Annotated in this window: 22 protein-coding genes, 1 tRNA gene and 1 pseudogene; 15 read left to right on the forward strand and 9 right to left on the reverse strand. The window is 62.2% G+C overall.

The genetic code is table 11. From position 1 onward, the window contains the following. The first annotated feature begins 196 nt into the window (after positions 1 to 196). From GYH35_RS17605 to GYH35_RS17625, 5 genes are read left to right on the forward strand one after another with little or no spacing between them, the layout of a single operon-like run. A complete protein-coding gene (locus GYH35_RS17605) occupies positions 197 to 1,000 on the forward strand; it encodes a hypothetical protein (protein WP_161829093.1) in 804 nt (267 codons plus the stop codon). Positions 1,001 to 1,003: 3 nt separating this feature from the next. Then, positions 1,004 to 1,924, forward strand: a complete 921-nt coding sequence (locus GYH35_RS17610; protein ID WP_161829094.1) for a DUF4129 domain-containing protein — start codon at positions 1,004 to 1,006, stop codon at positions 1,922 to 1,924. Next, positions 1,921 to 3,228 carry a DUF4350 domain-containing protein gene (locus tag GYH35_RS17615; protein WP_161811215.1) on the forward strand — a complete coding sequence of 436 codons (1,308 nt, stop codon included), beginning with the start codon at positions 1,921 to 1,923 and terminating at the stop codon, positions 3,226 to 3,228. The genes GYH35_RS17610 and GYH35_RS17615 overlap by 4 nt, the downstream gene beginning before the upstream one ends. 25 nt (positions 3,229 to 3,253) lie before the next feature. After that, positions 3,254 to 4,195 carry an AAA family ATPase gene (locus GYH35_RS17620; RefSeq protein WP_161829095.1) on the forward strand — a complete coding sequence of 314 codons (942 nt, stop codon included), beginning with the start codon at positions 3,254 to 3,256 and terminating at the stop codon, positions 4,193 to 4,195. A 3-nt stretch (positions 4,196 to 4,198) separates the two neighbouring features. Next, positions 4,199 to 5,497 (forward strand): DUF58 domain-containing protein, encoded by a 1,299-nt coding sequence (locus tag GYH35_RS17625; protein WP_161829096.1) that lies wholly within the window; start codon positions 4,199 to 4,201, stop codon positions 5,495 to 5,497. Here GYH35_RS17625 and GYH35_RS17630 read toward each other — a convergent pair. From GYH35_RS17630 to hemA, 4 genes are read right to left on the reverse strand one after another with little or no spacing between them, the layout of a single operon-like run. After that, a complete protein-coding gene (locus tag GYH35_RS17630; protein WP_161829097.1) occupies positions 5,475 to 6,467 on the reverse strand; it encodes a stage II sporulation protein M in 993 nt (330 codons plus the stop codon). The genes GYH35_RS17625 and GYH35_RS17630 overlap by 23 nt on opposite strands. Next, entirely contained in the window at positions 6,464 to 7,189 is a 726-nt protein-coding gene (locus GYH35_RS17635; RefSeq protein ID WP_161811219.1) for an RDD family protein, read from the reverse strand. The genes GYH35_RS17630 and GYH35_RS17635 overlap by 4 nt, the downstream gene beginning before the upstream one ends. Before the next feature lie 17 nt (positions 7,190 to 7,206). Further along, positions 7,207 to 8,289 carry a peptide chain release factor 1 gene (gene prfA, locus GYH35_RS17640; RefSeq protein ID WP_161811220.1) on the reverse strand — a complete coding sequence of 361 codons (1,083 nt, stop codon included), beginning with the start codon at positions 8,287 to 8,289 and terminating at the stop codon, positions 7,207 to 7,209. Beyond that, the gene (hemA, locus tag GYH35_RS17645) at positions 8,289 to 9,608 is read right to left on the reverse strand and encodes a glutamyl-tRNA reductase (RefSeq protein WP_161811221.1); all 1,320 of its coding nucleotides are present in this window, start codon (positions 9,606 to 9,608) and stop codon (positions 8,289 to 8,291) included. The genes prfA and hemA overlap by 1 nt, the downstream gene beginning before the upstream one ends. 116 nt (positions 9,609 to 9,724) lie before the next feature. On the opposite strand from hemA, the gene GYH35_RS17650 reads away from it, so the two are divergent. The 4 genes from GYH35_RS17650 to GYH35_RS17665 all read left to right on the forward strand — a co-directional run bounded on the left by GYH35_RS17650 (position 9,725) and on the right by GYH35_RS17665 (position 13,146). Continuing rightward, positions 9,725 to 11,416 carry a tetratricopeptide repeat protein gene (locus GYH35_RS17650; protein WP_161811222.1) on the forward strand — a complete coding sequence of 564 codons (1,692 nt, stop codon included), beginning with the start codon at positions 9,725 to 9,727 and terminating at the stop codon, positions 11,414 to 11,416. 11 nt (positions 11,417 to 11,427) lie between these two features. Then, positions 11,428 to 12,162 (forward strand): lipoprotein insertase outer membrane protein LolB, encoded by a 735-nt coding sequence (lolB, locus tag GYH35_RS17655; protein ID WP_235936800.1) that lies wholly within the window; start codon positions 11,428 to 11,430, stop codon positions 12,160 to 12,162. Further along, positions 12,159 to 13,031 carry a 4-(cytidine 5'-diphospho)-2-C-methyl-D-erythritol kinase gene (gene ispE / locus GYH35_RS17660; protein ID WP_161811224.1) on the forward strand — a complete coding sequence of 291 codons (873 nt, stop codon included), beginning with the start codon at positions 12,159 to 12,161 and terminating at the stop codon, positions 13,029 to 13,031. The genes lolB and ispE overlap by 4 nt, the downstream gene beginning before the upstream one ends. Positions 13,032 to 13,071: 40 nt before the next feature. Continuing rightward, positions 13,072 to 13,146: transfer RNA gene (locus GYH35_RS17665), tRNA-Gln, on the forward strand. A gap of 459 nt (positions 13,147 to 13,605) precedes the next feature. Here the strand turns inward: GYH35_RS17665 and GYH35_RS17670 are convergent. The 3 genes from GYH35_RS17670 to GYH35_RS17680 form a co-directional block, all read right to left on the reverse strand. Then, the gene (locus GYH35_RS17670; RefSeq protein ID WP_161811225.1) at positions 13,606 to 14,046 is read right to left on the reverse strand and encodes a hypothetical protein; all 441 of its coding nucleotides are present in this window, start codon (positions 14,044 to 14,046) and stop codon (positions 13,606 to 13,608) included. Positions 14,047 to 14,120: 74 nt separating this feature from the next. Then, positions 14,121 to 14,483, reverse strand: a complete 363-nt coding sequence (locus GYH35_RS17675) for a hypothetical protein (RefSeq protein ID WP_161811226.1) — start codon at positions 14,481 to 14,483, stop codon at positions 14,121 to 14,123. 96 nt (positions 14,484 to 14,579) lie between these two features. After that, the gene (locus tag GYH35_RS17680; protein WP_161811227.1) at positions 14,580 to 14,909 is read right to left on the reverse strand and encodes a hypothetical protein; all 330 of its coding nucleotides are present in this window, start codon (positions 14,907 to 14,909) and stop codon (positions 14,580 to 14,582) included. Between the two features lie 1,085 nt (positions 14,910 to 15,994). Between GYH35_RS17680 and GYH35_RS17685 the strand changes: the two are divergent. Beyond that, positions 15,995 to 16,594, forward strand: a pseudogene (locus GYH35_RS17685) (phage integrase N-terminal SAM-like domain-containing protein); the annotation flags it as partial. Positions 16,595 to 16,712: 118 nt separating this feature from the next. Here GYH35_RS17685 and GYH35_RS17690 read toward each other — a convergent pair. Together GYH35_RS17690 and GYH35_RS17695 are read right to left on the reverse strand one after the other, a co-directional pair. Further along, complete coding sequence (locus GYH35_RS17690) at positions 16,713 to 18,158, reverse strand: GntP family permease (protein WP_161811229.1); 1,446 nt, start codon at positions 18,156 to 18,158, stop codon at positions 16,713 to 16,715. A 20-nt stretch (positions 18,159 to 18,178) separates the two neighbouring features. After that, positions 18,179 to 18,826, reverse strand: coding sequence for a HupE/UreJ family protein (locus tag GYH35_RS17695; RefSeq protein ID WP_202624386.1), 648 nt, complete (start codon positions 18,824 to 18,826; stop codon positions 18,179 to 18,181). A gap of 187 nt (positions 18,827 to 19,013) precedes the next feature. Here GYH35_RS17695 and GYH35_RS17700 point away from each other — a divergent pair, with 187 nt between their 5' ends. From GYH35_RS17700 to GYH35_RS17720, 5 genes are read left to right on the forward strand one after another with little or no spacing between them, the layout of a single operon-like run. Continuing rightward, positions 19,014 to 19,316: an urease subunit gamma gene (locus tag GYH35_RS17700; protein ID WP_161811230.1), complete on the forward strand. Its 303-nt coding sequence runs from the start codon at positions 19,014 to 19,016 to the stop codon at positions 19,314 to 19,316. Between the two features lie 22 nt (positions 19,317 to 19,338). After that, positions 19,339 to 19,788: an urease subunit beta gene (locus GYH35_RS17705; RefSeq protein WP_161829098.1), complete on the forward strand. Its 450-nt coding sequence runs from the start codon at positions 19,339 to 19,341 to the stop codon at positions 19,786 to 19,788. A 12-nt stretch (positions 19,789 to 19,800) separates the two neighbouring features. Continuing rightward, positions 19,801 to 21,519, forward strand: a complete 1,719-nt coding sequence (locus GYH35_RS17710; protein WP_161811232.1) for an urease subunit alpha — start codon at positions 19,801 to 19,803, stop codon at positions 21,517 to 21,519. Between the two features lie 10 nt (positions 21,520 to 21,529). Then, positions 21,530 to 22,126: an urease accessory protein UreE gene (gene ureE / locus GYH35_RS17715; protein WP_202624387.1), complete on the forward strand. Its 597-nt coding sequence runs from the start codon at positions 21,530 to 21,532 to the stop codon at positions 22,124 to 22,126. Beyond that, positions 22,104 to 22,829, forward strand: coding sequence for an urease accessory protein UreF (locus GYH35_RS17720; protein ID WP_161811233.1), 726 nt, complete (start codon positions 22,104 to 22,106; stop codon positions 22,827 to 22,829). The genes ureE and GYH35_RS17720 overlap by 23 nt, the downstream gene beginning before the upstream one ends. The last annotated feature ends 1 nt before the right edge of the window (position 22,830 follow it).

Below are 22,830 nucleotides of genomic sequence, written 5' to 3' on the forward strand. Positions count from 1 at the left end.
CTGCACCCTAGCATAGAAAGATATCATAGTGATATCACAGTGCTGCCCAGGCCCACGGAGCACGGCTAAGCCCCTGGTTTTGCGAAAGGGATATTTGCCATTGGCACGGAGCAACCGCGATCATCTGCGCCGCCGATCTGCCTGAAGCGGACGGCAGCTCGATCAACCGAGACAAAGCACAAGGGAGAGACGTGTCATGGCCATTCAGCCCACTCAGCCGCAGGGCGTCGGCGGCGTCCTGGACACTGCGTTTCAGTTGTACAAATCCTCGCTTGGCGTGATCTGGCCCATTGCGCTGCTGGTGACGGTCCTGAGTCTGGCGCCGTTCGTTTACCTCGTGCTGACAGGCGTCCCGGTGTTCGATCCGACCGCGACGGCTGTGGACCTATCCGTGATCGGGAACATCATGATCGCCGTGCTGATCTCGCTGATCCCATCCACGTGGGGCATGAGCGCGATGTTCCTGAAGCAGGAAGCGATCGGTGCCGGCGGCGACCTGTCCACCGGCGCGGCGTTTCAAACGGCTTTGCAGCGGCTGCCGACGATGATCGTGGCGCTCGTTCTTTACATGCTGGCGCTCACGGTCGGCTTCGTGCTGCTGATCGTGCCTTGTGTGATCCTGGCGCTGAGCCTGGTCATGTACATGTCGCTGGCGCTGTTCGAGCACAAAGGTCCGGTCGATGCGCTGCTCGGCAGTCACAAGCTGGTGTGGGGTAACTGGTGGCGCACCGCTGCGATCTTCACTCTGACCGGCATCCTGATGATGGTCCTCTATCTGGCGCTGGCCTTCGTTCTCGGACTGATCTCGCCGTTTGCCGCCATGGCGCTCGGCAATTCGCTGGTGGTCGTCATGGCCGTGCAGCTGATCTCGCAAGCGGCGATCAACGTGCTGGTCATGCCGTTTACCTGCGCGGTGTTCATTGCGACCTATTGGGATCTGAAGCTGCGCAAGCAAGGCGGCGATCTCGCCGCGCGCGTGAATGCGCTGAGCGCCGCCTGATTGGTGCGTTCGAGCTTTCTGGCTCTGATGTTGTTGGCCGCGCCCGCGGTCCTCGCGCAAAGCGAGGGCCCGGCGCGGCAAGCGATTGGGGAATGTATCGAGGCGCTCGAGCCCGATGCCATCGGCCTGGAAGCCATCGAAAAGACTTGCCCGGAGATCCGTGTGGCCCTGGAGCAGCTCGGGCTCACCGATCTGGTTTCCGAAGATCAGCTCAGCCTGTTGAGCCGCGACGGTTTGCACAGCCTGCACCAGCTCGCGCTTCGCTATGAGCAGGAGCCGGAGCATGCAACGATCGGCAGCGACACGCTTGCGCCGGTGCTCGAGTCGCTGCGCGAGCCGCCGGTGGCCGAGCAGTCGCTGTCCTGGTACCAGCGATTGGAACGTTGGCTGCGCGAAATCCTCGACAGAAAACCATCCAACTCCAGCAACGACTCCTGGCTGAGTCGCTGGCTGAAGGAATATTCGTTACCGGATACCGTGCGCTGGGGCCTGATCTACGGCTCGATGGCCTTGATGGTCCTGCTTGCGTTGGGAATCGTCATCAACGAGGTGCGGACCGCCGCGCGCGGTCGTCGGCGCAAATCCGCCGCGAAGGCGGCGAATGCAGCGGATGTTCCTTTCGATTCGAGGTCCGCTGGAACGGGGCTGGACGCCGGCGGCGAAAGACTGTCCGCGCTGTTGAGACTGTTGATCGCGACGCTCGTCGACACCGGGCGTTTGCAGGGCGCACAGAGTTTGACTCATCGCGAGCTCGCGAAGCGTGCACGGTTCGACGACTCCACGCAGCGCGAATCTTTCCAGAAGATCGCGCAGCTCGCCGAGCGTGAAACCTTCAGCGGCAAAGAAGTTGCGAGCGACGACCTGGCGGACGTGCTGCGGGTGGGGCGCACCCTGGATGCGCAGCTGAAGGGAGCGGCAACGTGAAGGAGCGCCTGCTCACATTGGCGCTCGCCATCGGTGCGTTCGTTGCGTTCTATGCGGTGATGGGGCCGAAGCCCGAACCGCCGCAACCGCAGGCGACGCGTCCGATCAGCACCGAAGGCGGCCCGAACGGTTATCTCGGCATGGTGCGCTGGCTGGAGTCGGAGCGCGTGCCGGTGCTGTCGTTGCGCGAACGGTTCCCAAAGTTGAGCGACGTGCCCGGTCTCGAATCTCACACCGGCAATCTGTTGATCTCGGCCGCGCCGTATTTGTACCCGGTGCGCGATTCCGAAATCCTGCCGCTGCATTCCTGGGTGCAGCGGGGCAATACCTTGCTGATCGTCGCGGGGTTGTCCGATACACCGGACTGGTCCATGGAGCCGGGCGGCGACGCGCCGTTCATCGAGCGTCTGCAAGAGATCACGCGGATGAGTTTCGAGCAGCATGCCGACGATGCGGAAGAAGAAGGCGAGGAGGACGCCGAAAAGGAAGACGCCGCAGAACCGACGGAGGCGGAATTGGTCGCCGTGCAGACCAAGCTGCCAGAGCCGCTGCATTTCGAGATGCGACCGGCCGGCACGCATCCGCTGCTCGAGGGCGTGAACAAGGTGAGCGCGACGTCGGAGTATCTGACTTCGAAGTGGGATGCCTGGACCAAGGGCATGGGCGTCCTGGAGCTGGCGCACGATCCAGAGTCGGGCGCACCGGTGCTGTGGCTGTTGCCGGAGGGCAATGGGCAGATCATCGTCAGTGCCTACGGCAGCATTTTTGGCAACAAACTGCTCGGCGAAGACGATAACGCCCGCTTGTTGGCCAACATCGTGCGCTGGTCCTTGCGTGGCAACGGCAAGGTGATCATCGACGACGCGCATCAGGGGCTGGTGGCGTTCTACGATCCCGATGCGTTCTTCGGCGACTCGCGGCTGCACGCCACTTTGTGGTGGTTGTTGGCCCTGTGGTTGGTGTTCGTCCTCGGCTCGCAGCGGCTGCGTCCGTCGCAGTCCAGCTGGAATCCGGTGGACATCACCGGCTTCGTGCGCGCGACGGGTGGATTCATGGCGCGCGTGATGCGGCCCGCGACCGTCGGTCAACAAATGATCGCGAATTTCTTCAACGACGCGCGCAAGCGCCACGGCCTGCCGGCGGACGGATCGCCGATGTGGGAATGGTTGAGCGCGCAGACCGTCGTGTCCGAGCAGGATGTCGAGCGCCTGCAAGCGCTGCACGCCAAGGTACAACGAGGTCATCGCGTCAACTTGTCTCAGCTTCACAACCTGCTGATACGATTGCGCGCGGCTTTGAATTAGTCGCTTACCCCGGGAAAGGAAATTAATGAACGCGCTGGTCGCTTTCGAAGAACGTTTGCAACAGGAGTTGGGCTCGGTGGTGCTCGGCTTGCAGCCTGTGATCCGCGCGCTGGCGATTGCGGTCGTCGCTCGGGGGCACGTGCTGCTGCAGGGTGCGCCTGGCCTGGGCAAAACATTGCTCAGCAAGTCGCTGGCGGCGTCGCTGCGTGGTGTGTTCAAGCGAGTGCAGGGCACGTCGGATCTGATGCCCGCCGATATCACCGGGGTCCATGCCTACGACGCCGAAAAGCGCCAGTTCGTGTTTCGCCCTGGGCCGGTGTTCGCCGATGTGCTGCTGGTCGACGAGATCAATCGCGCCGGGCCCAAGACTCAGTCGGCGTTGCTCGAGGCGATGGAAGAGCGCCAGGTCACGGTCGACCGTCAGAACTACGAGCTGCCGGAAAACTTTCTGGTCGTGGCGACCCAGAACCCGCGCGAGTTCGAGGGCACATTCCCATTGCCGGAGTCGCAGCTCGATCGTTTCATGCTGCGTGTGGAGCTCTCTTATCCGACGCGCGAAGACGAGTTGGCCATCGTCGCCCGCTACGGCAATACGGACGCGCATGCGCGAGGCGAGCAGAAAGAACAGTTGCCGCCGCTCGATCTGGTCGCGGTTCGCCAAGCCGTCGAGCAAGTTCATATCGCGCCCGAACTGTCGGGGTATGTGATCGATCTGGCGGCGGCCTCACGCTCGCACGCTCACGTCAGTCTTGGTCTTTCCACGCGTGGCGTGCTGGCACTCGTGCGTGCGGCGCGAATTGCCGCCGGCATGCGTGGCGGCGACTTCGTTACGCCGGACGATGTGAAACAAGTGGCGCCGCTGGTGATTCCGCACCGTTTGATGCTTGCGCCCGAAGCGCTGCTCGAAGGCGTGACCGAGCAGACGATCACGCAGCAACTGCTCGATCGTACGCCGGTGCCTCGCTGAGCCATGCATCTTCGTATCAACGGCTTCGTGTTCGCGGTGCTCACCGTGCTCGTGGCCATTCTCGGCGCGTGGAGCGGAGAGGCTGACCTGCAGCGCCTGTGGCTGTTGCCGCTCGCACTGTTGCTGCTCGGCCTCGCGTACGAAGGCATGACGGTGACGCGCGCGCGAACAAACGTCGCGATCGACGCGTCCGCGCAGGGAATATTGGGTCGCCCGATGTCGCTGCAGCTTTTGTTTCGACACGCGCTCGGACGCGATGTCGAGCTTCAAGTTGCGCCGGCCGCGCCTGAAGCGGTCGAGATCGACAATGAGATTCGCATGCTGAAGGTGCCGGCGGGTGAGGCGGCGGCCATCGAGTTGGGTGCAACGCCTCGCAGGCTTGGGCAACACCAGTGGCCAAGCATGCAAGTGCGCGTTGGCGGGCCTCTGGGATTGGCGTGGTGGTCGCGTCGCTTCGATGCGAATTACTCGTTCAAGGTCATGCCGGAGTTGCTACGTGACAGCGCGGGGCGCATCAGCGCCGTGGGTGGCGGCATGCGCGCCCACTTCAATCAAGGCGCGGGCGCGGAAATTCTGCAGCTTCGCGAGTATCGTGAGGGCGATCCGCAGAACGCCATCGATTGGAAGGCGACTGCGCGGCGGGGCCGATTGATCAGCCGGGACTACACCGAAGATCAACACCTCGACATCGTCATCGCCATCGATGCTGGACGCACCAGCGCGTTGCGCGCCGGCGATCTGGATCGGCTCGGTCACTACATCAATCTTGCTGCCCGCTTTGCCGAGCATGCGGTCGCGCAGGACGATCGGGTCGGCGTCATGTTATTCGCCGATCAGCCGCTCGCGACACTTGCACCCGGCCGCGGCATCGGCAGTGTGCTTCGCATTCGCCAGATGCTGGCGGCGGCGACGCCGAAGCTGGCCGAGTCGAATCCATTGAACGCAGCGCTGCGCATCCGCACGCTGGTGCGACATCGCAGTCTGATCGTGATGCTGACCGATGTGGACGACGCGACCGTAGCCGGGCAGCTCGCATCGGCGGCGCGTTTGTTGCTACCGAAACATTTGCCGCTGATCGCGGGGATCTCCAGTCCGGAAGCGGAGGCGATGCGCGATGCACCGGCGCATTCCTGGCTCGATCCCTATCGGGCGCTGGCGGCTCAGGAATACCTCTCGCGACTGGAGCGCAACGTGCGGGCGTTACGTGCTTTGGGTGCGCCGGCGTTGGTAACGCGTCCCGAGCATATGGAGCGCGCCGTGTTCGATGCCTACGCTGAGTTCAGAAATCGGCGGCGGGTTTGACCCGCTTGCGGCCGAACAAAGCGCCGGTCAGTGCGCCGATCATCACCATTCCATAACCCAAGCCGACGATGACACGGCTGATCATCGGGAAGTTCGGATCGGGCGACAGATAGCCCTCGATGAATCCGCAGCCCACCAACAGCAAGGCGCATAGCACGAGCAGACGCGAAGCTTTGGTCGCGGCGTGCTGGAACGATTCACGCCGGGTCGCATGCGTCGGGCGGATCACCGCTTCGCCGAGCATCGTGCCAGCCGCTCCGGCAAGACAAATCACCGACAGCTCGACGACGCCGTGCGCGGTGACGAACTTCAGCAGTTCGCCGGCCATGCCATGCTGATGGGTGAAAGCGAAGATCGCGCCGAGCATCAGGCCGTTGGTGGCGATGATATAGAACGTGCCGAGCCCGAACAGGATGCCGAGGCAGAACGCCATCAGGCTCACGGCGATGTTGTTCGACAGGATGCCGATCGACAGCATGGAAGAGGGCGTGACATTCAGCAGGCCCTCGGTCCACAGCCGGCCGCCCTCCACGCCGTTGATCATTTCTTCGCTGGCCAGCAGCGAGATCAACTCGGGATGCTCTGAGATCAGCCACCAGCCGGCGCCCGCGCTGAGCACGAACAACAATGTCACCCAGACGATTGCAGGACGCAGCTCGCGCACGACCGCGGGGATCTCTTCCCGGAACAAACTGAGCAGGCGCGCCCGCCAATCGTGCGGTTTACGATAGATGATGGAATGAAGCTTCGCGTAGCTGTGTTCGAGCGCCTTCGTGACACGGCTTCCCGGCAGGATGCGACGCGCGATCGACAGGTCTCGTCCGAGCGCGCGATACAAGTCGATGGCCTGCAACGCTTCGGCGGCGGAGTGGTTGCGGCTTTTCTCGAGCGCTTCCAGCTGAGGCGAAAGTTGACGCCACGTCTCGACCCGGGACGCCAGCCACGCCTGCATGCCGGCTTCGGCGGTCATTCGATCAACGCCTGCAGGCGGGCTTTGAGCCCGAGGGTGGTCATCCGCGCCAGCTGTTCGGGCGAGATGGATTTGTCGGTTTGTGCGAGCAGCGAACGTCCGATCTCACCTCGCGTCTTCTCGTCGAGCGCCGTCCACCGTTCCAGCAATTCGTGGATCAGGTCCGCAGCGCGCGGATCGAGCGAGCGATTCGCGGGTGTGAGGCGCGCAAAAGAGGTGTCGTGTTCCTTGCTGTCGAGGATCAGCAACGTGCCCGCAGCGATATCGCCGAAGCGAACGTGCTGTTCGGTGAACATCGCCGTCGCCAGCCCGACCAGATAAGCGAACGGCAGCGAATCGATCAGGCGAAACACATTCCGGATCAGCAGCGCTCCGATGCCAGGAATGTCGCCGGTGCGCGTGACGATGCGAACGCCCGCCATGCGCTTGCCCGGCGTACTGCCGCGCATGAGGATTTCGAGGATGGGGTGATAGAACAGATAAATGCCCGCTGTCGGCAGCAGCACCCACAGGAAATAGCCCGGGCTCAAGTCGCCGTCATCCGCCAGGAAGTTCAGCTGGCCGATGCTCATCAAGGTGCCCACCGCCCACCACGAGAACGCCAGGATCAGGCGGATGTGCCAGTCGATCACGAACGCGAAGCTGCGGCTGCCGACGCCGGCGATGCGCAGCTCGACATCGACGCCGGTAATGCTCTGCAGGGTGACCTGAGGCGCGGCCATGAGGGTTTCTTGCTCCGTTACTCCACGATGCGGGCCAGCTGCTCGGCCTGATATTCCTGCTGCAAAGGCTGGATCAATCCGTTCAGATCGCCATTGATCACGTCGGCCAGCTTGTACAGCGTCAGGTTGATGCGATGGTCGGTCACACGGCCTTGGGGAAAGTTATAAGTCCGGATGCGCTCGGAACGATCGCCCGAACCGACCTGCAGCTTGCGTGAGCTGGCCTCGGCCTGGTCGCGCTTTTCCTGCTCGGCGGCCTTGAGCTTGGCCTTGAGCAGGGACAGGGCGCGCGAGCGGTTCTTGTGCTGCGAGCGTTCATCCTGACATTCCACCACGATGCCCGTGGGCAGATGCGTGACGCGAATCGCGGAGTCGGTTTTGTTGACGTGCTGACCGCCCGCGCCCGAGGCGCGGAAGGTATCGATGCGCAGGTCGGCCGGGTTGAGCTCGATGGGCTCGATATCGTCCAGCTCCGGCAGGATGGCGACCGTGACTGCCGACGTATGAATGCGACCTTGCGCTTCGGTGGCGGGCACGCGCTGCACGCGATGGGTGCCCGATTCGAATTTCAGATGCGAGAACGCGCCGCGCCCGACGACGCGGCTGATGACTTCTTTATAACCGCCGTGTTCGCCGGGGCTTTCCGACAGCACTTCGACGTTCCAGCCGTGCTGGCTGGCGTAACGCGAATACATGCGGAACAAGTCGCCGGCGAAGATCGCCGCCTCGTCGCCGCCGGTGCCGGCGCGCACTTCGAGATAAATGTTGCTTTCGTCGCGCTGGTCTTTCGGGATGAGCTCTTTCGCAAGCTCTGCCTCTTCGACTTCGATGCGCGCGGAGAGGCTGGCGAGCTCTTCCTGGCCGAGCTCGCGCATTTCCGGATCTTCGCCTTCGGCCATCTCGCGCGCCGAGACGCGTTCGGCGAGCGTGCCGAGATAGGCTTTGTAGCGCGCGACCACCGGGTCGAGCTTGGAATATTCCACGGAGAGGTCGCGAAACTTGTTGTTGTCGCCGATCACCGCGGGGTCGGCGAGCAGGCCGCTCACTTCCTCGTGGCGATCGGCCAGCTTTTCCAGCTTGATGCGTATCGAATCTTTCATCACGTTTGATCGGGAGCGTCGGCGGCAAACAAAATGCGCGCGGCCTCCAGTAATTCCACTTCGCCCTGTTCGGCGGCTTCGCGCAGGCGCTGGCTCGGGCCGTGCAACAGCCGGTTGGTCAGGGTCGAGGACAGGAAGTCCACGACGTCCTTCGGATCGCGCCCGGCCGCCAGCATACGCCGCGCCTGAGCGGCGGTCTGCGAGCGCACCTCTTCGGCGTCCTGGCGCAACTGCCGGATCATCGGCACCGCATCCAGCGTCTTCAGTTGCTGCTCGAACAGCGACACTTCGGTCGCCAGCATTTCGCTCGCATCGCGCGCGGCTTCGCGTCGCGAGGCCAGGTTCTCGTTCACCACGTTTTGCAAGTCGTCGATGGTGAACAGATACACGTCTTCGATCTTCGACACTTCCGCTTCGATATCGCGCGGCACGGCGATGTCGACCATGAAGATCGGCTTGCGCTTGCGGGCACGAACCGCGGCCTGGACCGCGTCGTAGGTGATCACGGGCGTCGGGCTGGCGGTCGACGTGATCACGATGTCGGCCTCGGGCAAATGAGCCGCGATGTCGTCGATGCCGATCGCGAAGCCTTTGAACTCGGCGGCGAGCTCCTGCGCCCGCCCGATGCTGCGATTCGCGACGATCATGCGGCCCAGGCCATTCGCGTGCAGATGACGCGCGGCCAGTGCAATCGTCTCGCCGGCGCCGACCAGCAACGCCGTGTGGCCGGCAAACTTTTCGAACACCGTGCGCGCCAGCGACACGGCGGCATACGCCACCGACACGGCATTGGCGCCGATCCGAGTCTGCGTGCGCACCCGCTTGGCGACCGAGAAGGCCGTCTGCATCACCCGGTTCAGGTACGGGCCGGTGACTTTCTGCTCGTGGGCGGCCCGATACGCATCCTTGAGCTGGCCCAGGATCTGCGGCTCGCCGATCACCAGGGAATCCAGGCCGCAGGCGACCGCGAACAAGTGCTGGACCGCGGCCGAGCCATGCAGGCGATACAGGGTCTGATTGAGGTCCAGCCGATGCGCGGCCAGGTCGTGCCAGTGGGCGAGCCAATCGGACAGGGGCAGCGATGGATCCGGGAGCAGGGCCGGCTCGTTAATGACACCGTCGGGGGATTCTCCGCCGGCGTCCGCGAAACAATAGAGCTCGGTGCGGTTACAGGTGGAAACGATCAACGCTTCGCGCACCCCCGGCTGGCCCGCCAATTCCCGCAAGGCCGCGGGCAGCTCCTCACCCGCAAAGACCATCTTTTCGCGGATTTCGACGGGCGCGGTGCGGTGATTGATTCCTATGACGACGAGTGGCATGCCGGCTGCAGTCGCAACGGTGGCGGATTGTCGGGGAAGGGCTCACCAATGACAAGCGAGTCCGCAGGTTCCGCCGACCAAGCGGTGTCGATCCAAGCTGATATAGTTAATTGACAATGAGCCCACTTCCTCGTCCATTCCGCTATTTCCCGCGTATTGCGGCGTTATTGCTGGCCTCCGTCCTGGCGGGTTGTAGCGCGCCGGGAGGCAAGCGCGAGCCGGCCGCCGAGAATTTGCCGGCGGATCCCAATGCCCTGGTATTGGGCGCCGAAATGGCCTTGCAACGGGGGCAATACCTGGAAGCGTCCAAGGCCTATCTGCGCGCCGCCCAGGCGTCCAACGACGAGGAGCTGGCCGAGCAGGCCACCCGGGTCGCCCATGAGCATCGCCAATGGACGGTCGTGCAGGCGGCCGCCGAGCGCTGGCTCGAGCTGAACCATACCAACGAGGAAGCCCGGCGCTTCGCCGCCTTCGCCGCGCTTCATCTATATAGGATCAATACCGCCACCGAGCACCTGGGCATCCTGCTCGACTCGGCATTCATCAATCCGCAGGCCGGTTTCCTGGCGCTGCTGCCGCAGCTCGCGGACGAGGGCACGCCCAGCGGGGCCACCGCCGTGCTCCGCCAGCTGGTCGTGAAGTACCCCGATGTGACAGAAGCGCACTACGCGCTGGCGCAGGCTGCGTCCCAGTCCGACAACCTCGGGTTGGCGATGGAGCATGCCCGTAAGGCGCGCGAGCTGGGGCCGTATTGGTCGCCCGCTGGCTTGCTGCTGGCTCGCATGCAAATGCTGACCGGCGACGCCGAGGGTGCGCTGGTCACCGCCAAGCAAGTCATCGATCAGGACAATCAGGATTCCAACCGGCTCGAATATGCGCTGATGCTGATGCAGGCAGGCAAGGAAGAGCAGGGGCGCAAGGAATTGGCGGCGCTCGCCAACAGCGAGTCCACTGGGACTGTCGTGGAGCGCGCGCTGGCCGACATCGACTTCCAGCTCGGCAATCGCGACTCCGCCGCGCAACGCTTCAGCAACCTGGTGTCCAATGGCCGGTTCGTTTACGAGTCGCTGTTCTATCTCGGCGCGATCGCCGAAGGCCGCGAGGCTTGGGATGACGCCTCGCAGATCTACGGCCGCGTCACCGGCGGCGAATTCGCAATGGCTGCGCAGACGCGCCTGGCCCGCATCAAGGCGAAGAACGAGGGCCTCGAGGCCGGGCTCAAGCATCTCGAAGAGTTCGGCGCCACTCGGCCTCAATACCGGATCGAGACCATCACTGCCCGCGCTTCCTTGATGAGCTCGAATGGCGACACCGCCGGCGCGCTCGCGCTGCTGGACTCGGCGTTGAAGGCGTATCCCGATGCGGTGGAACTGCGCTTCGCGCGCATTTTCCAGCTCGAATCGGCGGACAAGGTCGATGAGGCGATTACCGATCTGCGCCGGCTCGTGGCCGATCGACCGAACGATCCCTCGGCGACCAATGCGCTCGGCTACACGCTGGTCGATCGCACTCGTCATCACAAAGAAGGCCTCGACCTGATCGAACAGGCGCTCACCGAAACGCCGGACAGCGGCGCGGTGCTCGATAGCATGGGCTGGGCGCTGCACCGAGTCGGCCGTTCTCAGGATGCGCTCGGGTATCTGGAGCACGCCAAGCGCCGGATCAACGATCCCGAAGTGGATCTGCATCTCGGCGAAGTGCTGATCGCCCTGGATCGCAAGGACGACGCCCGCGATGTCTGGAAGCGGGCCAGCGAGCGCTACCCGGAAAACAACGAGATCAAGCAGCGGCTGCAGAAGCTGAATTGACCGTGGGCACGATGCCACTGGCCTCTGGGTTGGCCACCGCTTCGCGGGACCAAACGCTACGCTTTTCCTTCGCCGCCGCTTCGCTGTGGCGCGCCCTTCGCTTTTCCTTCGCCGCCGTCTTGCGGCGGCAACTCGCCGAGGTCCGCGGTATTCGCCTTCGCCTCTTTTCCTGGCCGGCGCTGGCCGCAGTTTTTTTGCTTGCTGCTGGTTGTGCCACCACGCCTAAAGCGCCTGGCACGGCGATTCCTGCCGATCTCAAGGACTTGGATCGTTGGCAAGCTCGCGGCCGGCTCGGCGTTTCCGGTCCCGATAACGGCGGCTCCGGCAGCTTCGAGTGGCGTCAACGCGGCGATGTTTCCAACGTCGACATCCGCGGCCCGGTCGGGATCGGCGGCGTGCATCTGGAATTGAGCGGCACCGGCGGCAATCCCAATCTCATATTGGAAACCAGCGACGGCCTCAAGCTAGAGTCCGACGCTGCCTGGGACGAACTGCAGAACCGCCTCGGCACTTCCGTGCCCGCCGGCAACCTGCGCTATTGGATGCTCGGTCTCGCCGCGCCCGGCGAGCATCGATGGCGTGATGAAAACGAAAACGGTGTAACCACGCTGGAGCAAGGCGGCTGGCGCATCGACTATCAGCGCTACTCCACCGAGCCCGGCGCTCGCGTACCGATGCGCATCACCGCCACGAGCGGCGACGCGCGCGTGCGCATCGTCGTCGACCGCTGGCAGCTGGGACAATGAACTACAACAACGAATTCCTCGGGCTGCCGGAACCCTGGCCGGCGCCCGCCAAGCTCAATCTGTGCCTGCACATCGTCGGCCGCCGTGCCGACGGCTATCACCTGTTACAAAGCGCCATGCAACTCATCGATCTATGCGATGAGCTGCAGTTCTACCGGCGCCCGGCCGGCGTCATCGAACGCGTCGGCGACAATGCCGACATCCCCGCCGAAGAGGATCTGGTCGTGCGCGCCGCGCGCTTGCTCGCGACCCGCTACGAGGTCTTCGACGGCGTCGGCATCGAAATCAAAAAGCGCATTCCCGTCCAGGGCGGCCTGGGCGGCGGCAGCTCAGACGCTGCAACCGTGCTGGTTGCGCTCAACGAGCTGTGGCGGCTGGGCTTGAAGATCGAGGAGCTGGCCGCGCTCGGCCTGGGGCTCGGCGCCGACGTGCCCATTTTCGTGCGCGGCCATTCGGCCTGGGCCGAGGGCGTCGGCGAACAACTCACGCCTTGCGACTTCCCGGAGCAGCTGTTTCTGGTGCTTAAACCGCAAACCGGAGTGAGCACTGCGGCCGTCTTTCAGGACCCTGAATTGACACGTAATTCACCCGTCACGACAATACGCGCCTTCTTCGCGGGGGGTGGTCATAACGACTGTGCCCCGGTGGTCCGCAAGCGCAGTGGTGAGATTGCCGAAGCGCTTGATTGGCTTGAGGAATTTGGGGAGGCAAGGCTGACCGGCACCGGCGCCTGCGTGTTCGTCGCGCTGCCTGACGAGGCGACGGCCCGGAGCGTACTGGCGCGCGTACCCGCGCGCTGGACCGGTTATGTGGTCCGAGGTCTGAACCGTTCGCCGCTGCTGGACCGGCTGGCGCACGAATCGGCCTGAACTCCCCCGACTCGAGATCGAGTCATTCTTTTGCAGCTGTTGGGGCGTCGCCAAGTGGTAAGGCAGCGGGTTTTGATCCCGCCATTCGGAGGTTCGAATCCTTCCGCCCCAGCCAACATTTCTAGTAAAGGCAATAGCTTAAAGAATCGGTGGCGTCCCCTGAGATCCCCCGGCGCTGGCACCAGGCTGGCACTTGACGAGGATGCATCCGCTGAGTTGAGCGACTTTCGCGTCATTCGCAGCAAACGAGTTGTTTGCTAGAGAAATGAGCGACGATCGAGTCGCTTACCGAAGAGCCACGCGCAAGCGTGCGTAGTACCAATGGCGGGATTTGATCCCGCGATCATAAGGCCCGCACACTTACTATTACCGGGTCTTGCTACGAGTATCTACCGCATCGCTGCTGGCCACGACCGCCGGAGGTGCCGGACTTACGTCTGCGCGGCTACTGGCTGCAACAGACTGGCCTCTCGGTCCCAGGCGACGAACAGCCGAACGCCGCGGTTGAGCCGCGAGCAAAAGCGCATCGCTTTTGCGAGTCGGGCGGGCGCAGCCCGCGAACTTGACGCGCTTGTTAGGCATTCTGATCACGCGCGTGCCGATTCCAGATCTGCTCAATGATCTCATCTGACTTACCCGGGCCACCATCCATTGTCTTGAACGACAGATCTCCAACATTCTCTCTGCTCAGTAGGTACTCCACGCCGCCAGCGAGAGTTAGCACGACAGTGCCACCAACCATGACAACGGACTGGGTATTCCAGTTCTGCGGGATGGAGATCTTCATGTTCGTCCAGCCGCCTTCTTCAGGACGCAGTTCCTGATCTAGATTCAGAAACTGACCATAGAAGTCATTCTCTTGTATGGACGCGCTAATCGATTCTGGACGCCACAAGAATTGATCGTCAGGCTCTCGCTGCTGCTCCGCGAGTCTCCGCTCTCGCGGTCGCCAAGCAAGTGCAAGGATCGCGAATGCACCGACACTCAGAAAAATGACTATCGCGATGCTCAGCATTTCTTGATGCCTAACGTCTGCGCTCAGGCGCGTGCGTTTCGCACGTCGCCTGCAGCGCGTCGTTGGGTTGCGAGCTACTTAATTTCATTCACGTACATCCGATAAGACTTTCCGCGATTATCGACTGCCCGCATTTGCTTGCGTTCACGCGCGGGCCAAACAAACAGTAGCTCCGTAAGCGCCTCAGGCCCCACACCATGCTTCGTAAGGTGCTTTGAAAGATTGTCTCTCCAGTACCCAATGGACTTCTTGATTCTGGGCGATCGAAGCACTTCTGGCTTGAATGTACCGGTGAGCCAGTTGACCTCTATGTCATAGCCCTTCGCATGGATGTCCACGAGTTCATCAATCACGTACCCATCGTCCACGTAGTTCATCAGGCTGGTGAAACTGTGTCCAAAGTTGTGGATAGCGGAGTTGATGTGCTTGTACTTCATCGCCTTCCTGCCACCCAACGCTGCGAATGAGCCGCGAGCAAAAGCGCCTCGCTTTTGCGAGTCGGGCGCGCCATGCGCGCGGACTCGATTCGCTTGTTAGCTGCTCTTGAGCCGGTGTTCATATGCGGTCACATGCTCCGGAAATAGTGTTCCGTATTCTGGACTAGCGATGCCGAGAACCGAGACCTCCATGCCGTCTGGCCCCAACTCCGCCGACTGATCTTCGAGATGAACTCCGCCAGATGCTTCAATGAGAACCCCGCTGGCCGTGCAAACAGATAACACGCCAGAGGATGCAGCTCCCGCACCTTTATACCGCTCGTTAGGGATGAACCTTCCAAAGGCTACGCCCATCGGTGGATCCCCGAACTCAAGGTCCGAGCCGCCGATCATCTCCTCGCCGCGATAAACGTTGAATCGAGCCATGCGTCTGCAGGCAGCTAACGCCCCGCGTGAGCCGCGAGCAACGGCGCCTCGCCCTTGCAAGTCGGGCACGCAACACGCGCGAACTCCAAGCGGTTGCTAGAGCGCATTGTTGGAGTCTCTATCGGGTTGAAACAGCCAGGCGAAGAAGAGACCGAAAAGACTCCCAGCCACCGCAGTCGGAACGCCAAAGAGGAGAGCAATCGGCCACATTGAAGCTCCGCCGCCACGATAGGGCAGCACGAACTCGTCGAGCAAGATCAAGGCTGCGAAACTTATTGAGGAAAGCGGCGCAGCTAGCCACCACCATCGCTTGAACCACTGCAAAGCGAACGCTACAAGGAAGGAGGCAACGAATAGCAGAAGCAGTCCCATGCGCTCTAACGCCGCCGTTCAGCCGGAGCGCGCGTCTTCGCGCGCGATGGGCTGCAACGGCTTGTTATGCACGCTGGGCCACAATAGAGACAGAACAGCGGCGACCGCGCACGCGACCATGGAAAGAACGAAACAGCCTATCGTCGCGATGAGAGCCGTGAATGTGGCTCCAAAATCCATATCTCCTCCCACCGGCCCAACAGCCAGACTCCGCGCGCAGAACGCAAGCAGAACCGACCCGATGCAGTACCCCGCCGCACGAAAGAATGGGTTCTTCCACCAAACCCAGAACCCGGCGCAGACCAGTGAGGGAAGAGTCAACGATAGATGAGACATAAAAGAAAGACTGTATTGCGAATCCACGCTAGCGTAGCGAGCCGCCAGTGCAACAAGACACACTGCCGAAGCAAGTGACAGCAGTGCTATCGAGACGCTGTAACGGGAAACTCTAGGATGCATAACTCTTACTATAGACCGCCTAAATGCGGTAGTCCGTGCCGCGGCGTATTTCTGGATGCCGCAAAAGTGCGGTGTATCCCCCAGCCAACCTGGCTCCGATCTCCGCTTTCGTCCCATCTCTTCATGACTTAGGCACTTATTGGGCAATTCGCGCAGAAATATTACCGCACCGGACTCCGTTCGGTGGCCAAGATAGTGCCGCATTGTTGCCAGCGACAATCTGCCAGCTCATTGGAGTGAACAAGGAGGTTCTTATGTCGCCTGATTCGCAGGATCGAAACTCGCCGCGGCTGCTCGACCAAGTACGTGAGCTGATACGAATCCGCCACTACAGCATCCGTACGGAGCAAGCATATGTGCAGTGGATCAAGAGATTCATTCTGTTCCATGACAAACGCCATCCGCTCGAACTGGGCGCCGATGAGGTCACAGCGTTTCTCAGCCACTTGGCCGTGAAGCGCAATGTAGCGGCTTCCACGCAGAACCAAGCGCTGAACGCCATACTGTTTCTCTACCGGGATGTACTGACGTGCAAACTGCCGTGGCTGGACGGCGTACAGCGCGCCAAGAAGCCGCAGCGATTGCCAGTGGTGCTCACTCGCGATGAGGTCAGAGCCCTGCTCGCGCAAATGCAAGGCACCACCTGGCTCATGGCGGCGCTCGTTTACGGCGGCGGGTTGCGGCTGCTGGAATGCCTGCGCCTTCGAGTGAAGGGCATCGATTTCCAGTATCGCCAGCTGGTCATCCGAGACGCCAAAGGCCAGAAAGATCGCATTACACTGTTGCCGCAGAACCTGTTCGAGCCGCTACGCGACCATCTCGTCCGCGTACGCGCTCTACATGAGAGCGATCTTCGCGCCCATTCGGAGGTTCGAATCCTTCCGCCCCAGCCAATATTTCCAATAAAAACAATAACTCAAAGAACCAGTTGAGTCCCCAGGGATCCGCCAGTGGCGGGACACATTCTGGCGATCAGAACGACCCAAACGTCGAGCCGAGCACGAACGCCACGGCCAGACCGATGATCACGCTGACGATCACGGTCATTACCATATCCAGGTAGCTTTCTCGATGCGTCAGGTGCGAGATCTGAAGCAGCAGCAGGACGGTGCCGTTGTGAGGCAGAGCATCGAGCGTGCCGGCACTGATCGTCGTCAGGCGATGCATGAGTGCGGGGTCGATGCCGTGCTCAGTCGCGAGCTGCATGTACGTCTCACCGAGTGTATTGAGCACGATGGCCATGCCGCCCGACGCTGTGCCGGTGAGGCCCGCCAGTGCGTTCATCGCGACTACGAGTGAAACCAGCGGTCCGCCCGGCACCTCCAACACTGCGTCTTGGACGGCTTTGAATGCAGGCAGCGCTGCAATCACCGCGCCGAATCCCACCAGGCTGGCGACCGTCATGATCGGCAGGACCGAGCCCTTGGCGCCGGCATCGAGGCTTTCGCGCAACGAGGGCAGACGACGGTAGTTGATGACAATCAGGGTCACGATGGCCGCCGTCAGCGCGACGACTACCGACCACACGCCGGCCACTGCTGCGCTCGTAACCGCGCCCCACCTGTCCGCCGCGAGAAATGTGAGATCCAGATTCGGGAGCACGAGCAGGGACATGAGAAAGTTCACGCTGATCACCACCACAAGCGGCAGCAGCGCAAGAATGAACGGCGGCTCGCCGATACTGCGTTTGCCGTGCTCGAATTCCGCAGGATCGAAATCTCCGGCAGCTGTCGCTCGCTCGCGAGACATCTCGTCGATGACGGGCGCCGTATCCGCGGTATCGACGTAGACTTCTCCGGCATGCCGCGCTCTCGCCTCGGCGCGTTTCAGCCACCACATCCCAAAAGCTGCGATGACGATCGATGTAACGATGCCCAGACCGGGAGCCGCGAAGGTCGTGGTGCCGAAGTAGGGCATCGGAATCGCGTTGTTCACCGAGGGCGTTCCAGGCATGACCGACATGGTGAATGTGAATGCGCCCAGACCGATCGCCGCCGGCATCAGCCGGGCCGGGATATTCGCCGCCCGGAACAGCTCTCGCGTCATCGGCACCAGCACGAAAAATGCGACAAAGACGCTGACCCCGCCATAGGTGACCACGGCCGAGGCCAGCACCACTGACAGCATGGTCCGTCGCACTCCCAACTTTGCCGTCAAGAAATTTGCGATCGACTTGATCGAACCGCTGTCGTCCATGAGCTTGCCGAACAACCCGCCGAGCAGAAACATGGGAAACCATTGGGCGATGAAGCGCGCGGCCCCAGGCATGAAGGTCTGCGTCCAGTGGGCGAGAAGCGGCTCGCCGGAGATGGCTGCAGCCAGGAGCGCAGCTGCAGGCGATAGGAGCAGAACGCTCCAGCCCCGGTAGGCAAGCCACATCAACAATGCAAGCGCGAGCACTATCCCGGCGAGACCCATGGGTCCATGCCTTTGTTTCTTTAGAATCCCGTGAGCAGGGCGACGCCGAACAGCGCCATCGCGCCGCCAGCGACCCGAGCGACGCGGTATGGCCGGTTCATCCGCGGCAGATCGAACTTTGCTCCGAGTGCAACGCCAGTCATATGTAGCAGCGCCGTCGCGCTGACGAAGCCAGCGACGTAGGAAAGCATCGAAGCCGTTACGGGCATCTCGGCACCGTGCACATAGCCGTGGAATAGGGCGAAGAAGCCGACAACAATCACGGCCGCCACTGTTTTCAACTGCAGAGGAACCGCGATTGCCATTCCAAAGACGATGACAGACATCGCGACGCCGAGCTCGGCAAAGGACGGCGAAACGCCTGCCATGCCGAAGATGCCGCCGATCGCCATCACACTCACGAACGCGAGCGGCACGAGCCATCGTGCGCTCCCGCCGATCTGTGCGGCGAGCACGCCGACGGCAGTCATGGCGAGCATGTGATCGATTCCCGTGATGGGGTGCCTGAATCCGTGCATGAAACCACTCGTGTCCGAGTGGCCGGTGTGCGCCAGCACGACTGCGGGAACAAGGACGAAGGCTGCGGAAAGCCATGGAAGAACCGAGCGTCTCATCACGTTCTCCTCGAGAGCGCGGCAGCGATCCCCCTCCATGCAGCCGAGCCCCAACGATACGGACACTCGCCAAACGATCTATGCGGGCTTGGGGCGCGCGAGCAGGTCCAATCACAGATTGACCGGTCGGATTCGGCAGGGTCAACTGCGCGATCTGGCGATGTCGGCAGAGTGTTCGCCGATGTCGATGGATGTGCTCGATGTTTTCTTGCCGGGAAGTCGTTGAGGTCTGGAGAATCGCATGCAGCTGACTCCCAGAGAGTTCGACAAGCTGCTCGTTTACGCGATGGCTGACGTTGCCCTCAAGCGCAAAGCCAAAGGGCTGAAGCTCAATTACCCGGAGGCCGTCGCCGTCATCTCCGCCGTGGCCCTCGACGGTGCGCGCGCCGGCAAGACCATCGAGGAGGTGACGCAGGACGCGAGCGCTGCGCTGACCAAGGCTGACGTGATGGAAGGCGTTGCCGATCTCATTCCGATGGTGCAGATCGAAGCCGTGTTCACCGACGGTAGCCGCTTGGTGACGGTGCATACACCGATCCAGTAAGTTTGCTCCACAGGAGGTTTCCATGGCGGGACCGAAGCTAGGGCCAGCAGTGGCAGCCGACGTCGACCCGGCGACAGCAGAGGTCCCGGTGGGTGGGTACGTGTGCAGTCCCTCGGCGATCACTTTCGATGCCGATCGTCCGGTGACCATGCTCAAGGTCCGTAACACCGGCGATCGCCCGGTGCAGATCGGATCGCACTTTCATTTCTTCGAGGTGAATCGCGAGTTGGAGTTCGATCGCGCAGCCGCCTTCGGGTTGCACCTCAATATTCCGTCATCGACGGCGATGCGATTCGAGCCCGGCGACGAGCGCGAAGTGCAGCTCGTTCCGTATGCCGGTAAGCGCGCCGTCTATGGATTCAACAATCTGGTCGACGGCGAAACTGCCGGCAAGGATCTCGCCAGTCAAAAGGCGAAAGCGCTGGCCCTGGCGGCCCAGCGGTGCTTTCGTTCCTCCAGCTCGAAGCCGTGAAGGTCTCTTTTCATGCCAACCATCTCGCGACACGAGTACGTCGGCCTCTTCGGCCCCACCACTGGCGATCGCATTCGTCTCGGAGATACGAATCTGTTCGTGGAGATCGAGCGCGACTTGCGGGGCTACGGCGACGAGATCGTCTTCGGCGGCGGCAAGAGCATGCGTGAGGGCATGGGCATGGACAATCAGGTGACGCACGCGCAGGGAGTTCCTGACCTCGTGATCACCAACGTCACTATCATCGATGCGGTGCTCGGCGTAGTGAAGGCCGACGTCGGCATCAAGGACGGACGCATATGCGGCATCGGCAAGGCCGGCAATCCGCAGATCATGGATCGCGTTACGCCGGGACTGCATGTTGGCCTGGCGACCGACGCGATCTCGGGTTCACATCTGATATTGACCGCCGCCGGGGTGGACACGCACATTCATTTCATTTCTCCACAGCAGGCGCAGGTGGCGCTCTCGAACGGCACGACAACCTTGATCGGCGGTGGTACCGGTCCTTCGGATGGCTCCTACGCGACGACGGTTACGTCAGGCCCCGGCAACATCACCATGATGTTGCGCGCGTTCGAGGGCTGGCCAATCAACGTCGGCATTCTCGGCAAGGGGCACGGATACGGAAAGGCTTCGCTGGCCGAGCAGATTGAAGCAGGCGCGGTCGGCGTAAAGTGTCACGAGGACTGGGGCACAACGCCCGCGGTGCTGCGTTCCGCGCTCCGGCTCGCCGACGAGATGGATTTTCAGGTTTGCATTCACACCGACACGCTCAATGAATCGGGCTTCGTCGACGATTCGATCGAAGCCTTCGAAGGGCGCGCGGTGCACTCGTTCCATACGGAAGGATCCGGCGGCGGTCATGCGCCGGACATCATCAAGATCGCCGGTCTGCCGAACGTCCTGCCGTCCTCGACCAACCCGACGCTTCCCTACGGCATCAACTCGCAGGCAGAGCTGTACGACATGATCATGGTGTGTCATCACCTCGATCCCAGCATCCCCTCGGACGTGGCATTTACCGAGAGCCGGATTCGCGCCGAAACGATCGCGGCCGAGAATGTTCTGCAGGATCTCGGAGTGATCTCGATGTTTTCGAGCGACTCGCAAGCGATGGGGCGTATCGGGGAAGTCTGGCTCCGGTGCATACAGACTGCCGACGCGATGAAAACCGGACGCGGCAAGCTGCCGGAGGACGCGCCAGGCAACGACAACTTCCGCGTGCTGCGCTATGTGGCGAAGGTCACGATCAATCCGGCGATCACGCATGGTTTCGCCGATCTGCTCGGCTCAGTCGAGGTCGGGAAGATCGCCGACCTGGTGCTGTGGGAGCCGGCCTTCTTCGGCGTCAAGCCGAAGCTCGTGATCAAAGGCGGGTTCATCAGCTGGGCGGTGATGGGCGACCCCAATGCGTCGCTGCCAACGCCGCAGCCGACATACTACCGTCCGATGTTCGGAGCCTGTGGCGATGCATTGCCCGCGACCTGCATCACCTTCGTTTCTGGCGCCGCATACAGCGCCGGCATCAAGAAGCGACTCGGACTGCACCGGCAGGTCATACCGGTGAAGAACGTGCGCAAGATCGGCAAGCGCGACATGGTGCGCAATTCCGGAACGCCGCGGATCGAGGTAGACCCGGAGACGTTCGCGGTCACTGTCGACGGCAAGCACGCGACCGTGCCGCCGTTGCAGTCGATCGCGCTGAACCAGAAATACTTCTTCAGCTGAAGAGCCTGTTGTGATCATCGTCGACGCTGTTCTTGGAAATATCGGCGATCCGGCTTGGGCGGAGCGTCTGTCTACAGCGGCGGTGGATACACTGGAGATCGATCAACGTGAGGCGCAGAAGAGCCGCTTCCGCAAGCAGACCGCCAAGGGAGTGGAGGTGGCCGTCTGCGTCGACCGCGGAACCTACCTGAAAGACGGCGACGTTTTGCTTTGGGACGAGCAGGCTCCCTCCGCCGTCGTGGCGCGCATCGAGTTGAGCGATGTGATGGTCGTTTATCTGGACGAGCTTCTACAGTTCGGGCGCGAAGCTGCGATGCGCACGTGCGTCGAGCTTGGCCATGCAATGGGCAACCAGCACTGGCCCGCTGTCGTGAATGAAAGTCGCGTCTACGTGCCGCTCATCGTCGATCGCAAGGTGATGACCTCCGTCATGCAGACGCATCGCTTCGAAGGACTGCGTTACGAGTTCGTGGCGGGGCGCGACGTCATTCCCCACCTGGCTCCCTACGAATCGCGTCGGCTCTTTGGTGGGACGCACGGATCGTTGCATTCGCACCCAAACATCAGCTTTTCCGCGGCCGGCCATGCGCACGACCACGGCGAATGATTGCTTCGAGGCGCTCGGCTCAGCGATCTCGTTTGCGCGAATGCTGCAGTTCGGCGAGTCGATGTTTCCTATCGGCGGGTTCTCGTTCTCTTGCGCTCTGGAGTCCGCCGTTCAGAAAGGTGTCGTCACGGATGCGTCCACGCTTCGTGCATTCACGCTCACTGCGGTAGAGCAGGCGGCGCGAGGCGATGGCATCGCCGTGATTGCCGCACATCGCGCGGCAAGCGCGGGTGACGTCGATGCGCTGATTCACATTGACGGCGAGGTCTACGCCCGCAAGCTGTCCGATGAAGCGCGCTTGATGTCTGTCCGTATGGGCAAGCGGTTCACTGAAATGGGCGCGCAAGTGATCGGCGCTCCGCTACTGCGAAAATGGCTCGAGTGCATAGATGCGTCAGTGGTGATGGGTTGCTATCCCGTGGCCTTGGGCATGAACTTCGCCATCCAGAACCTGACGGCGCAACAAGCGTTCGTCGTCCTTCAATATGGCACAGCGTCGACCATCCTGAGTGCGGCCTTGAGGCTGATGAAGATCAGCCACGTGGAGACGCAGAGAATCCTCTTCGATCTCAGTGGACTGACCGAGGCCGCCTACGAGAGTGCCGCGAGGGCGCATTTGTCGAGCATGGCCAGCTATGCGCCGCTCGCGGAGATTCTCGCCGCCATCCACACCAAGGCGCATGTGCGCCTGTTCATGAGCTGAT

Origin of the sequence: Steroidobacter agaridevorans, assembly GCF_009932555.1 — a bacterium.
GTDB classification, from domain to species: Bacteria; Pseudomonadota; Gammaproteobacteria; order Steroidobacterales; family Steroidobacteraceae; genus Steroidobacter; species Steroidobacter agaridevorans.

Excerpts from the sequence above, each read along its gene's own strand:
- GYH35_RS17605 (WP_161829093.1), top strand. The coding sequence starts at position 197 with ATGGCCATTCAGCCCACTCAGCCGCAGGGCGTCGGCGGCGTCCTGGAC.
- GYH35_RS17620 (WP_161829095.1), top strand. The coding sequence starts at position 3,254 with ATGAACGCGCTGGTCGCTTTCGAAGAACGTTTGCAACAGGAGTTGGGC.
- GYH35_RS17625 (WP_161829096.1), top strand. The coding sequence starts at position 4,199 with ATGCATCTTCGTATCAACGGCTTCGTGTTCGCGGTGCTCACCGTGCTC.
- GYH35_RS17630 (WP_161829097.1), bottom strand. The coding sequence starts at position 6,467 with ATGACCGCCGAAGCCGGCATGCAGGCGTGGCTGGCGTCCCGGGTCGAG.
- GYH35_RS17635 (WP_161811219.1), bottom strand. The coding sequence starts at position 7,189 with ATGGCCGCGCCTCAGGTCACCCTGCAGAGCATTACCGGCGTCGATGTC.
- prfA (WP_161811220.1), bottom strand. The coding sequence starts at position 8,289 with ATGAAAGATTCGATACGCATCAAGCTGGAAAAGCTGGCCGATCGCCAC.
- hemA (WP_161811221.1), bottom strand. The coding sequence starts at position 9,608 with ATGCCACTCGTCGTCATAGGAATCAATCACCGCACCGCGCCCGTCGAA.
- GYH35_RS17650 (WP_161811222.1), top strand. The coding sequence starts at position 9,725 with ATGAGCCCACTTCCTCGTCCATTCCGCTATTTCCCGCGTATTGCGGCG.
- lolB (WP_235936800.1), top strand. The coding sequence starts at position 11,428 with ATGCCACTGGCCTCTGGGTTGGCCACCGCTTCGCGGGACCAAACGCTA.
- ispE (WP_161811224.1), top strand. The coding sequence starts at position 12,159 with ATGAACTACAACAACGAATTCCTCGGGCTGCCGGAACCCTGGCCGGCG.
- GYH35_RS17670 (WP_161811225.1), bottom strand. The coding sequence starts at position 14,046 with ATGCTGAGCATCGCGATAGTCATTTTTCTGAGTGTCGGTGCATTCGCG.
- GYH35_RS17675 (WP_161811226.1), bottom strand. The coding sequence starts at position 14,483 with ATGAAGTACAAGCACATCAACTCCGCTATCCACAACTTTGGACACAGT.
- GYH35_RS17680 (WP_161811227.1), bottom strand. The coding sequence starts at position 14,909 with ATGGCTCGATTCAACGTTTATCGCGGCGAGGAGATGATCGGCGGCTCG.
- GYH35_RS17690 (WP_161811229.1), bottom strand. The coding sequence starts at position 18,158 with ATGGGTCTCGCCGGGATAGTGCTCGCGCTTGCATTGTTGATGTGGCTT.
- GYH35_RS17700 (WP_161811230.1), top strand. The coding sequence starts at position 19,014 with ATGCAGCTGACTCCCAGAGAGTTCGACAAGCTGCTCGTTTACGCGATG.
- GYH35_RS17705 (WP_161829098.1), top strand. The coding sequence starts at position 19,339 with ATGGCGGGACCGAAGCTAGGGCCAGCAGTGGCAGCCGACGTCGACCCG.
- GYH35_RS17710 (WP_161811232.1), top strand. The coding sequence starts at position 19,801 with ATGCCAACCATCTCGCGACACGAGTACGTCGGCCTCTTCGGCCCCACC.
- GYH35_RS17720 (WP_161811233.1), top strand. The coding sequence starts at position 22,104 with ATGCGCACGACCACGGCGAATGATTGCTTCGAGGCGCTCGGCTCAGCG.